Raw genomic sequence first — 12,324 nt, 5'->3', positions numbered from 1 at the left:
GCTCAGGGTTGTTGGCTCCGGCAGCGGTTAGGCTCCTGGTATGGCGAGCAAGCCGGATGAGGTGCGTGACGGGGTTCCGCTGACGAACCTGGACCAGCCGCTGTTCGATGGGGCTGAGGCGACCAAGCGGGACTTGGTGGACTACCTCGACGCGGTGCACGAGCAGATGCTGGCGGGGTTGGCGGAGCGGGCGTTGTCGGTGGTCCGGATCCGGCCGGGGCAGCCGTCGTTCATGCAGAAGAACGTGCCGAAGTACACGCCGGAGTGGGTGCGGACGGTGCAGGTGTGGGCGGAGGCGTCCAAGCGGGAAGTGTCGTATGCCGTCTGCGACGACCGGCGGACGCTGCTGTGGTTCGCGAATCAGCGGGCGGTCGAGTACCACCCGGCGCTGATGCGGCTCGACCGGCCGGATCGGGTCACGCAGTTGGTACTGGACCTGGACCCTCCGGAGGGCGACGACACGTTCGCGCTGGCCGTGCAGGCCGCGCTGCTGGTCCGGCAAGCACTCGCTGACCTTGGGCTGGACGGAGCGGTCAAGACGAGCGGCGCCAAGGGCGTGCACGTCTACGTCCCGATCGACGACACCGCCACGATCGAGGACGCGGCGGCCGCAACCCGCGCGATCGCCGCCCGTGCTGCCCGGATCGACCCGGCGCTCGCGACGACGGCGTACGTGAAGGAAGAACGCCACGGCAAGGTCTTCGTCGACTCCACCCGGGCCGGCGGCGCCACTGTCATCGCCGCCTACAGCCCCCGCATCCGTCCTGGCACCACGGTCTCCTTCCCTGTCGGCTGGACCGACATCGAGCAGGTCACCCCCAGAGACTTCACCGTCAAGACAGCACCGGCCCTACTCACCACCTCCTGGCCAGACCAACTCCCGGCCCCGCAAACCCTCCCCGCCGACCTGATCGCCGAGGGCCACGAAATCCCCATCGCCCGAGTCGTAGCCATGCACGAAGGCAAACGCCGCAAAGCCGCCGCCCGTAAAGCCGCTGAAGACAACTAACCGAACCGCCGAGCCCGCCTCCGCCGATGCCGCCCTTGCCAGTGGGCCGCGGCCGGCCTGGGCGGCGACCTGCCCGCGTTGGACACGGCCGGCCTCGGTGACCCGTCGCTGACCGGCGCCTAGTACTCGGTGGCCGTCGTCAGGTCCAAGGCGGCGTACCGGACATCGTCCACCGGGTGGTTGCGAAGGTCGACCAGAACCGCCCGCCACGCAGGTGACCAGGCGGAGTTGTCGGCGGCGGCTGCCACCATCGCCAACGCGAGGTGGCCGTCCACCGCACGGCCGGTTCGAGCAAGCTCGGTCGCGGGGGCGAGGGTCTGGGTGGCAGTCCGGTGGGACGGGCCGTTCAGGCGGATTCGGAGTTGCTGGGCGGCAGCGGCGACCACCAGCGGACGGTCTGCCATCAGATCCGCGACCGCGGTCAGCCCGACCATCGGCTCGGTCCAGTCGAGTGCCCAGATCATCGGCGGCACCCGAAGCGCCAGATACCCAGGCGCCACCAGTTCGGCCGCCGCGTCGAGCAGCGGTTGCTTGCTGGTCCAGTCCACCGCGCCGTTCACCTTGGCCATCACCAGCGCGAGCCGCTGACGGGCGGGATGGTCACGGTCGGCCTCGGCGTTCGGTACGCCGGGCTTGCTCTCCAGCCGGATCAGCAACCGGACGACCGAGATCAACTCATCGCGGCCGTGCCCGGCGGCGATCATGCCTGCCAGCGCGTTCGTCGCGTCGCTCCAGTTCTGGCTGCGGTTGGTGAGGTCGGTGATGAAGGCGGCGCACACGGGTGCCACTGCTGGGTTGTAGGGAGCCCAACCCGCCAGGGACCGCAGCGCAGCACCCACGGTCGGTGACTCCGGCCGGTTGGTCACCGCAATCAGCAGGTCCGCATACCGCGACCTGAACTGCGCGGCGATGCTCAACGGCGCCCGCTGCACCAGTGCCTCCGCAGTAGCGGGTGAATCGTGCACAGCCTCCTGCAGCAGTGCCCACGCCTCCGGCTCGTGCAGTAGGTGTTGCGAAGCCGCACTGGTGATCGCCGCCCGCACATCCCGATGCGCACCAGCCCAGGCCTCAGCCAGTACTTCGCTAGCGCCCTCTGCACGCAGTACTCCGAGCAGCCGCGCCGCCTCCTTCTGCGACGTCACCTTGGCGCCCTCACCCAGCAGCACCGGCCGGAACGTCTCAGCCAAGGTGCTGGGCTTGGCGAACCGGGCAGCCCGACTGGCCGCGTAGAGAGCCACCCGTGCCCGGTCATCACCCGCATGACTCAGCAGTACCGGCAGCGCCAACTCTGGCCGGTCGATCCAGGCCAGCGCACCAAGAGCAGCCTCCTGCAGCACCACCAGCTCGCTACCGAGGAAGGGCTCGACCGCGGCCCGCCCGATGCCCGGCAACCGGCCCAGTGTCGAGACAGCCCGTGAGCGCGCCCACTCGGGCATGCGGGCGTCGTTGGCGGCGGCTGCCACCAGTTCGGCGTACCGGCTGTACTGGCGGGGGAGCCAACGCTGCAGGGCGACCGGGGAGACGTGCCAGGCGGGGTGGTTGCGGGTGAAGCGGCGGATCCGGTCAGGCGCGGCCAGTACCGGGTCGAGGAGATCGGTGCGGACCTCGGTGACGGCCGCCCAGATGGAGTCCCAGCGAGCCATCCCGACCTCGCGATCGATGATCCGGCCGACGCGTTCCGCCCGGGTCGCCGGGGGAGCGAGCCAGAGCCTGGCGGCCTGGTCGACCGTGTACTCCTTGTTCGACCAGACGGCCTGTTCGAGAACCAGGTGCAGGTCGTCGATGGCCCAGCCTCGCCGGCCGAACGCTTCGGCGATCGCGAAGGCGAGTCCGAACTCCTGACGCTTGGCCGCCGCTTCGACGTACGGACGCAACGCGTTGTAGACGGCAACCTCGCGACCGCGTGGCAGACCGTCGACGAGTCCGGACAAGCTGACCGAGCCGGTGCTGCCGGCGAGTCGCGCCTGAGCCTGCAAACCCCAGTCGAGCAACGCGAAATGGTTGCCTAGGGCACCTTGCCGGACCGCGGTCTCGGCGAGCTGGTTGAGCGAGGCGCGGGAGCTCCAGGAGAGGTCACGGGCTTCGAGGGCATCGGTCAGCAGCGTCTGCAAAGCGTCGACGTGGAGGTCGGTGAGCTGTGACGGCGGCAGCGAGGCCGCCTCGTCCAGCACTGCCTCGCGGACCGGGTCCTGGTCATTGCGGACCCTGGTCGCCCAGTTCAGCGCCTTCTCGATCGACTCCGGTTCGCGCGAATGGCCAGCGGCGGCGATGACGGCGCGGTAGACGACGACGCGGGCCGATGCCTCGGGCTGGTTCGCCTCGGGTTCCAGTCTGGCGAATGCCTCGGCGAAGGGAAGATAGCCGCTGTAGAACCACTGCCGTTGTGGGTCGCGGTCCTGGTAGAGCTCGATCATGCGACGGGCCTGCTCATGCCGGAGTCTGCTGGGAAGAACCGCCAGGAGGTCGTCGGACAGCTCCGTCCGGCCGAGCTCGATGGTGGCGGTGATGCCTTCGAAGACCGCCGAACGCCGAGCGGGCGGGAGATCGGCCAGCAGGTTGGCTGGATTGGGCCAGAGGTTGCGGCCGAGGGCGACCAAGTCGTCGTCGGCGAACCGGTACAACCTCCGCCGGAGCGCGGGAGTGAGAGCGCGATGGAGCGCCCGGGCCCGGTCCGGCGCGAGCAGGAGCTGGAGCAGACCGGCCGGGTCGAGGTCGGCGATCCGGCCGATGATGCTGATGACGGGCCACGGGAGGTCGTAGCGCGGCATCGCAGTTTTGATCAGCTCGAGTACGCGCTCCGGGTGGCTGTCGATCGCCGCGACCACGCCGTGCGCGACGCTGTTCCACCACTCGGTCCGGTAGATGGTCTCCTCGGGCAGCGTGCGGGAGGCGTGGTCCAGGACGGCCTCTGGGTGACGAGCGGCCAGCCGAGCCCACTCGCCCGCCGAGAATGTGTAGGCCAGGTCGGGTAGGAGGCGTTCGACGGTGGCTGGGTCGGTGCTGCTGAGCAGGCCGGCGGCGGCGTGGTCGCCCCAACGCTCGCGCTGTTCCTCGATCAGGCGCGTGGCGAGAGCTTGCCGACGGGTCCGCCGGATGACTCCGAGGATGCGGGTGCGCAGGGCTGCAGGCGCATCGGCGTACAGGCTGTAGAGGGCGTCGTCGGAGACCGGTACTCCGCGCCCTGCGGCGGCCAGCGCGCGCCATTGGAGCTGCGGGTCGCTGAGCAGCTTGGTGATCTGCTCGACGTCGCCGCCGATCTGGGCGAGCTGCAGTCCGATCGTCCGGGCGAAGGTGTCGCCGGTGTCGAGCTCGGCGATCAGCGCCGACTGGTTGGCGGGATCGCGTCGCGCCTCGCGGGCGACCAGCCGGACGCGTTCGCCGTACGGGAGTCGGTCGAGGGCGGTCAGCAGTTCGGTCGCTCGCATTCCCACATCCTGCCGAACGGGGGAGTCAGCGGGCGGTCGAATCGCAGGGTCACGCGGGCAGTTGAGCCGCCATCAGGAGTTCGGCCGCCTCGCGGGCGCGGGTCGCGGGTGCGTTGGACTCGGAGAACACCGAGGTGGTGATCGCGCCTTCGCTGAGCAGGATCAGGTAGTCGGCCAAGCGCTGCGGATCCTTTGCGCCGGCCGCTTCGGACAGCTCCGCCAGCGCGTCGCGGAAGCCCGCCTTGTGCTTGCGGGCCAGCTCCGCGACGGCGGGGGAGACCGTGCCGAGCTCGCCGAAGGAGTTGATGAAGGCGCAGCCGCGGAAGCTCTTCTCCTGGAACCAGTCGTCGAGGAAGTTGAAGACCGCGAGGATCCGCTCGCGCGGATCGGTCTCCGCGTCGACGTGTTCGGCCAGCATCGACTTCCACTGCAGGTCGCGCTTGTGCAGGTAGGCCTCGATCAGGTGGTCCTTGGACGGGAAGAGCTGGTAGAGCCGCTTGAGCGAGACGCCGGACGCGGTCCGGATCGCGTCCATCCCGACCGCCTGGACGCCGCGTTCGTAGAAGAGCGCGTCCGCCGCCTCGAGCACCTGCTGCTGCGCGGTCGCTGTGTCGATCGTCATAACGCCTTCCTCGGACTGCTGCTTGCGCGGAGAACCATCGTTCTCCTAGAGTAGCCGACATCTGCTGAGAACGTTCGTTCTCCGCTTCGATCCAGTCTGAGGAGTACCGCGATGACCGTTCTGGAGCCCGCTGCCCAAGCCTTCGCCGACGCGACCAGCGTCCCGCCGTTCCTGTTCCAGTTGCCGCCGGACGAAGGCCGCAAGGCGGTCGACGACGTGCAGACCACCGACTACCCGAAGCTTCCCGTCGACGAGGAATGGCTGACCGTCCCGGCCGGCGATGGTTCGGTGAAGGTTCGGGTCATCCGGCCGGCGGGGAGTACTGGTCCGTTGCCGGTCATCCTTTACATCCACGGTGCCGGCTGGGTTTTCGGCGGCTCGCACACGCATGACCGACTCGTGCGGGAGCTGGCCGTCGGGGCGGGGGCGGCGCTGGTCTTTCCGGAGTACGACCTGTCGCCGGAGGCGCGGTACCCGGTCGCGCTGGAGCAGAACTACGCGGTCGCGCGCTGGATCGTTGCTGCTGGCAAGGATCACGAGCTGGACGCGAGCCGGCTGGCGATCGTCGGTGACTCCGTCGGCGGCAACATGACGGCGGCCGTGACGTTGCTGGCGAAGGAGCGGGGCGACGTCACGTTCACGCAGCAGGTGCTGTTCTACCCGGTCACGGACGCGTCCTTCGACACGGCGTCGTACGACGAATTCGCCGTAGGCTACTTCCTGCAGCGGGACGGGATGAAGTGGTTCTGGGATCAGTACACGACCGACGAGGCACAGCGCAACGAGATCACCGCGTCGCCGCTGCGGGCGACCCTCGAACAGCTCCGCGGCCTGCCCCAGGCACTCATGATCACCGGCGAGGCGGACGTACTGCGGGACGAGGGCGAGGCGTACGCCGCCAAGCTCCGCGAGGCCGGCGTCGAGGTCACCGCCGTCCGGATCGCCGGCATCATCCACGACTTCGTGATGGTCGACGCGATGCGGGACACCCACGCGGCCGAAACCGCGATCAACCTCGCCATCACCACCCTGCGCAAGGCGCTCGCCTGAAAACTCCTTGTACTACTGGCCGCCGGCGCCCGAGCTGACCTTCTCCAGCTCGGCGTAGGCGGCCGCGAGCTTGGGCAGCGTGTAATGCGCGTTCAACCCACTCGGATTGGGCAGGATCCACACTCGCGTCTCACCGATCCGCCTGACCTGCTCACCCATCACTGCCTTGCGCTCGTTGAACGCATCCCGGTACGCCGTAACCCCTACCACCGCCAACCACCGAGGCTGGTACTCGAGCACCTTCGCCACGAGGTTCTCGCCCCCGGCAATCAACTCAGCCTTGGTCAACTCATCAGCCCGAGCCGACGGCTTGTCCACCACATTGGTGATCCCCAGCCCCAACCCGAGCAACTCCTCCTGCTCGTCCGGCCGAAACACCCGAGGCGTGAACCCAGCCAAATGCAATGCCGGCCAAAACCTGTTCCCCGGCCGCGCGAAGTGATGCCCGGTCGCCGCCGACACCAGCCCCGGATTGATCCCACAAAACAAAACCCGCAACCCCGGCCCGACCACATCACCCAATACCTGCACCCCAGCACCCTAGCCCCGGCCTGACGAAGAACCGGTGTTCGCCAGCGGACGCCGATGCCGAGCTTGTACGGCGTACCGGCTGCCTTCGATGTCAACCCAGGGTTGACGATCGGTAGAAGTCAACCTAGTGTTGACGCATGACCCCTGGACCCGATCTTCAGCAACTCATCGACATCATTCGCCACGACGCCGGTACCGACGACGTCCTCGACCAGCTCGGCACCGCCGCGAGCGCGATCAACGAACTGACCAGCACCAGCGACGCCGCGCTCGGATACTTCGTCGACCGCGCCCGGGGTGCCGGCAAGTCCTGGGTCGAGATCAGCGCGGTGCTCGGCGTCAGCAAGCAGGCCGCGCACAAGCGCTTCGCCGACTCCTGGACCGCCCAGGCGGTGCTCGGGCACTACACGCCGCGGACCAAGGCCGTACTGGAATCCGCGAAGGATGTGGCCCGCGGCATGAACCACCCGTTCCTCGGCACCGAACATCTGCTGCTCGCGCTCTACAGCCAACCCGAGGCGATCGCCACCCGCATCCTGGTCGCGAAGGGAATCACCGAGGAGGCGATCGCCGCGGCTGTCGCGCCGCTGAGCCCCGCCAAGGGCCCGTCGAAGGACGTTGAGGCCGCCCTGTCGGCCGAGAATCCGCCGTACACGCGCAAGGCCGCGCACGTCCTCCAAGGCGCGGTCGCCGAAGCGCTCGTCCTCGGTCACAACTATGTCGGCACCGAGCACCTCCTGCTCGCCTTCTACCGGGACTCGGCCAGCGTCGCGACGGAGGTCCTGGTCGGTCTCGGGCTCGACGAATCGGCCGCCTGGGCGGCGGTACGGGCCGCTCTCGAGGAGGTGACGAAGGCCAAGTAGCTTTGGCGACATGCCTGACTGGAGCTCCCGCCTGGAAGAGTTGGCAGTTGGGACCGCGGTACCGGGCGCGGTGCTCGGCATCTGGGCCGATGGCGAGCAGACCATCGCGCCGTACGGTGTCCTGAACCGTGCGACCGGTGTCGAGGTCACGGCCGGTTCGCTCTTCCAGGTCGGGTCGATCACCAAGACCTGGACCGCGACCCTGATCGCCCAACTCGTTGCCGAAGGCAAGCTGTCGTTGGACGACGCCGTCGTGAAGGTGTTGCCCGAGGCGCCGATCGACGGCCGGATCACCGTCCGCCAGCTGCTCACCCACCAGAGCGGCATCGACGGCGATCTCTTCACCGACACCGGCCGGGGCGACGACTGCCTGGAGCGGTATGTCGGCTTGCTGGCCGACGTCGACCAGCTGTTCGAGCCCGGTACTGCGTACTCCTACTGCAACTCCGGCTTCGTCCTCCTCGGCCGCCTCGTCGAGGTCCTCGACCACCGCACCTGGGACGAATCGCTGCACGCCAGGCTGATCGAGCCACTCGGCCTGACCTTGACCACGACTCTCCCCGAGCAAGCCATCCTGCACCGCAACGCGCTCGGCCACACCGCGGACGGCGTACCGGTGAAGACCTGGAACCTGCCCCGCAGCATCGGCCCCGCCGGTCTGATCACCCAGAGCGCGGCCGACCTGTTGCGCTTCGCCCAACTGCACCTGGATCAGTACGCCGAAATGCGTGAACCCCAGGTGGCGGTCCCTGGCGCAACCGGTGGATTCGAGGCGGTCGGCCAAGCATGGCGGCTATATGACTGGTCAGGCCGCAAACTCTTCGGGCACGACGGGACGACGGTGGGACAACTGGCCTTCCTCCGCATCGACCCGGAAGCCCGTTTGGCCGTGTGCTTGCTGACCAACTCGGCCAACGCTCCAGCCCTGTTCGACCAGCTCGCCTCCGAGATCTTCACGTACTACGTGGGCGCCGCCGTACCACTCCCGCCGGAGCCGATCGAGGGTGTTTCCGCAGGTGAGGAGCATGTTGGGGTCTACGAGCGGGCCGGCGTCCGGATGGAGGTCGTCCGCCGCGACGACCGCCTGGTCCTCACCTACCAGGCCACCGGCGACCGCCTCGCCTTCGCTGAAGAGCCCCTGGTCGAGTACGAGCTGTATCCGACCGACCCCGGCGACGGTAACCACTTCGTCGCCCGCAACGCGCCCGGTCAACCCTGGACCACGGTCACCTTCACCCCGACTTACTTGGTCAACTCCGGCCGGGTCACTCCACGCACAAGTTAGAGATTTCACGGGCGTGCGCTGGAAGAGCGAGCTAACGTCGTCTGAGTGACCAGTGCACCTGTTGATCTTCCTCGTAAGGCCGGCGAGCTGCGCGCCGCCGGATTCGTCCCCCGCTCGATCAAGGCCGAGATCCGCGACAACCTGCTGACGGAGTTGCGCGCGGGCCGCGACCCTTGGCCCGGCATCGTCGGATTCTCCCGCACCGTGATTCCCCAGCTCGAACGCGCCCTCATCGCGGGGCACGACGTAGTACTCCTCGGCGAACGAGGACAAGGCAAGACGCGGCTGCTCCGCACCCTGATCGGTTTGCTCGACGAGTGGACACCCGTGATCGAGGGCGCCGAGCTGCCCGAGCACCCACTCGACCCGATCACGCCCGCGTCCAAGCGCCGCGCCGCCGAGCTCGGTGACGACCTGCCGGTCGCCTGGCTGCACCGCAGCCTCCGGTACGCCGAGAAGCTCGCGACCCCCGACACGTCGGTGGGCGACCTGATCGGCGACGTCGACCCGGTCAAGGTCGCCGAGGGCCGCAGCCTCGGTGACCCCGAGACGATCCACTTCGGACTCGTACCACGCGCGCACCGCGGCATCGTCGCGATCAACGAGTTGCCCGACCTGGCCGAGCGGATCCAGGTCGCGCTGCTGAACGTGATGGAGGAGCGTGACATCCAGGTCCGCGGGTACACCCTGCGCCTGCCGCTCGATGTGTTGCTGGTGGCAACCGCCAACCCCGAGGACTACACCAACCGCGGCCGGATCATCACCCCGCTGAAGGACCGCTTCGGCGCCGAGGTCCGGACGCACTACCCGCTCGACATCGACGCCGAGGTGGACGTCGTACGGCAGGAATCGCATCTCACGGCTGAGGTGGGCGAGCCGCTGCTGGAGGTGCTCGCGCGGTTCGTACGGCACCTGCGGGAGTCGACCGCGATCGATCAGCGCTCGGGTGTGTCGGCGCGCTTCGCCGTTGCCGCGGCTGAGACGGTCGCGGCTGCTGCGCTTCGCCGTTCCGCGATCACGGGTGAGGAGCCGGCTGTCGCCAGGCCGGTCGACCTCGAGGCTGTTCCCGCCGTACTGCGGGGGAAGCTGGAGTTCGAGCCGGGTGAAGAAGGACGTGAGGCGGAGCTGCTCGAGTACCTGCTGCGTCGCTCGGTGGCCGACACCGCGCGCGAACGGTTCGCCGGCCTCGACCTCACGCCTCTTGCGGATGCCGTTGCCCAAGGCCACATGGTGACGACGGGCGAGCGGATCCCGGGTCGCGACGTACTGTCCGCGCTGCCCGAGCTGCCGGTGCTGCACGACGTGGCGGCGCGTGCCGGCGTCTCGCCCGACGACTCACCTGGCCGGATCGCGGCGGCGGTGGAGTTGGCGTTGGAGGCCCTCTACTTGTCCAAGCGATTGGCCAAGGACGCCGACGACGACACGACCGTCTACGGGGCCTGACATGTCCCAGCTACCGGAAGGTTGGTCGTACGGGCCGTGGCATGACGGTCCGGATCCGCTCGCCCCGCCGGTGGATCTGCGGGACGCGCTGGACGAGCTCGGCCGCGATGTGATGGGCGGCTCGTCACCGCGGTCCGCGCTGGAGGAGTTGCTCCGGCGCGGGACTCGCAACACCCAAGGGCTCGACGATCTGACCCGGCGATTGTGGGAGCGGCGGCGCGAGATCGAGCGGCGGCACAACCTCGACGGCACCCTGCGCGACGTACAGCGGCTGCTGGACGAGGCGCTCGAGGCTGAGCGGCATGATCTGTTCCCGAATCCGTCGGACGATGCGCGGTTCCGTGAGATGCAGTTGGACGCACTCCCGTCGGGCACTGCCGCCGCTGTGCGGGAGTTGGCCGACTACGACTGGCAATCGAGCGAGGCGCGGCAGAAGTACGAGGAGATCCGGGAGCTGCTCGGTCGTGAGCTGCTCGGGTCGCGGTTCGAGGGGATGAAGGGGGCCCTGCAGAACACGACGCCTGAGGACGTCGAGCGGATCAACGAGATGCTTGCCGATCTCAATGCGCTGCTCGCCGCTCATGCACAGGGTCATCCGCAGATCGATCAGCTCTTCGGCGAGTTCATGGCCAAGCATGGCGAGTTCTTTCCGGAGAATCCGCGCACTGTGGATGAGCTGATCGACGTACTCGCTGCCCGCGCGGCGGCCGCGCAGCGGATGCTCAACTCGATGACGCCGGAGCAGCGGGCCGAGTTGGCTGAGCTTTCGCAGCAGGCTTTCGGCAATCCGCAGTTGTCGCAGCAGTTGGCGAATCTTGATGCTCAGTTGCAGGCGTTGAGGCCGGGCGAGGACTGGTCGGGGTCCGAGCGGATGAGCGGCGACGATCCACTCGGGTTGGCCGAGGGCGCTCGGGCGATGTCGGATCTGGCCGAGCTGGATGCGCTGGCCGAGCAGCTGGCCCAGTCGTATCCGGGCGCTCGGTTGGAGGACATCGATCTCGACGCGCTGACACGCCAGCTCGGTGACGAGGCGACGGTCGACGCGCGCCGGTTGTCGGAGCTCGAGCGTGAGCTGCGCAACCAGGGGCTGTTGGAGCGTGCGCCTGACGGCACGTTGCAGTTGTCCCCGAAGGCGTTGCGGCAACTCGGCCAGACGGCGCTTTCGGACGTACTGCGAACCGCGCGCGGCCAGTCGGGTGAACGGGATGCCGCGTCTGCGGGAGCGGCCGGCGAGCTGAGTGGGTCCACCCGGGCTTGGCAGTTCGGCGACACACAGCCGTGGGATGTACCTCGGACTGTGCGTAACGCAGTACTGCGAACCGCTGGTTCTTCACGTGATGGCACGGTGCGGCTCGACGTGGCGGATGTGGAGATCGCCGAGACCGAGCATCGGGCGCGAGCTGCGGTCGCCTTGCTGGTCGACACGTCGTGGTCGATGGTCCAAGAAGGCCGTTGGCTGCCGATGAAGCGAACGGCCCTCGCCCTGCACCAGTTGATCTCGAACCGCTACCGCAACGACGCCCTCCAACTGATCACCTTCGGCCGGTACGCCGGGGTGGTGGAACTGCCGCAGCTGATCGGCATGGAAGGCACCTGGGAACAAGGCACCAACGCCCACCACGCCCTGCTCCTGGCCGGCCGTCACCTACGCCGCCACCCCGACGCCCAACCGGTCGTCCTGATGGTCACCGACGGAGAGCCGACCGCCCACCTGGAACCGGACGGCACCGCCGAATTCGACTACCCACCCCGCCCGGCAACCCTCCGCAAAACAATCTTCGAGGTAGACCGCCTGGCCAAACTAGGCGCCACCGTCTCCATCTTCCGCCTGGGCGACGACCCCCGCCTAACCTCCTTCGTAGACCTACTGGCCCGCCGAAGCGGCGGCCGAGTCCTAGCTCCGGACCCAGACGGCCTAGGCGCAGCCGTAGTAGGCGACTACCTAAGAACCCGCCGCCGCCTGTAGCGCCAGAACAAGAGCCAAGAGTAAAGAACAAGAGTAAAGAACAAGAGCAAAGAACAAGAGCAAAGAACAAGAGCAAAGAACAAGAGCAAAGAACAAGAGCAAAGAACAAGAGCAAAGAACAAGAGCAAAG

General features: G+C 68.1%; 9 protein-coding genes. 6 read left to right on the top strand and 3 right to left on the bottom strand.

The window, feature by feature from the left end; translation table 11 throughout:
• Window positions 1-40: 40 nt before the first annotated feature.
• Complete coding sequence (gene ligD, locus ACIA12_RS13120) at window positions 41-1,009, top strand: non-homologous end-joining DNA ligase (protein WP_396367176.1); 969 nt, start codon at window positions 41-43, stop codon at window positions 1,007-1,009.
• 119 nt (window positions 1,010-1,128) lie between these two features.
• On the opposite strand, the gene ACIA12_RS13115 is transcribed toward ligD, so the two are convergent.
• A complete protein-coding gene (locus ACIA12_RS13115; protein ID WP_396367175.1) occupies window positions 1,129-4,434 on the bottom strand; it encodes a hypothetical protein in 3,306 nt (1,101 codons plus the stop codon).
• A gap of 49 nt (window positions 4,435-4,483) precedes the next feature.
• Window positions 4,484-5,056, bottom strand: a complete 573-nt coding sequence (locus ACIA12_RS13110; RefSeq protein ID WP_396367174.1) for a TetR/AcrR family transcriptional regulator — start codon at window positions 5,054-5,056, stop codon at window positions 4,484-4,486.
• A gap of 111 nt (window positions 5,057-5,167) precedes the next feature.
• Between ACIA12_RS13110 and ACIA12_RS13105 the strand changes: the two genes are divergently transcribed.
• A complete protein-coding gene (locus ACIA12_RS13105) occupies window positions 5,168-6,106 on the top strand; it encodes an alpha/beta hydrolase (protein ID WP_396367173.1) in 939 nt (312 codons plus the stop codon).
• A gap of 12 nt (window positions 6,107-6,118) precedes the next feature.
• On the opposite strand, the gene mug is transcribed toward ACIA12_RS13105, so the two are convergent.
• Entirely contained in the window at window positions 6,119-6,637 is a 519-nt protein-coding gene (gene mug, locus ACIA12_RS13100) for a G/U mismatch-specific DNA glycosylase (RefSeq protein ID WP_396367172.1), read from the bottom strand.
• A 137-nt stretch (window positions 6,638-6,774) separates the two neighbouring features.
• Between mug and ACIA12_RS13095 the strand changes: the two genes are divergently transcribed.
• Genes ACIA12_RS13095 through ACIA12_RS13080 form a run of 4 tightly spaced genes read left to right on the top strand, consistent with a single transcriptional unit; the run spans window position 6,775 to window position 12,194 of the window.
• On the top strand, window positions 6,775-7,500 hold the full coding sequence (locus ACIA12_RS13095) for a Clp protease N-terminal domain-containing protein (protein WP_396367171.1): 726 nt from the start codon (window positions 6,775-6,777) through the stop codon (window positions 7,498-7,500).
• Window positions 7,501-7,510: 10 nt separating this feature from the next.
• A complete protein-coding gene (locus ACIA12_RS13090) occupies window positions 7,511-8,785 on the top strand; it encodes a serine hydrolase domain-containing protein (protein ID WP_396367170.1) in 1,275 nt (424 codons plus the stop codon).
• Between the two features lie 45 nt (window positions 8,786-8,830).
• The gene (locus tag ACIA12_RS13085) at window positions 8,831-10,228 is read left to right on the top strand and encodes an ATP-binding protein (protein ID WP_396367169.1); all 1,398 of its coding nucleotides are present in this window, start codon (window positions 8,831-8,833) and stop codon (window positions 10,226-10,228) included.
• 1 nt (window position 10,229) lies between these two features.
• Window positions 10,230-12,194 (top strand): VWA domain-containing protein, encoded by a 1,965-nt coding sequence (locus ACIA12_RS13080; RefSeq protein ID WP_396367168.1) that lies wholly within the window; start codon window positions 10,230-10,232, stop codon window positions 12,192-12,194.
• The last annotated feature ends 130 nt before the right edge of the window (window positions 12,195-12,324 follow it).

It is taken from the genome of Kribbella sp. NPDC051620, from assembly GCF_044453825.1.
Lineage (GTDB): Bacteria > Actinomycetota > Actinomycetes > Propionibacteriales > Kribbellaceae > Kribbella.
Note: the sequence above shows the minus strand (reverse complement) of the source record. Positions and strands in the feature narration are given on the sequence as shown.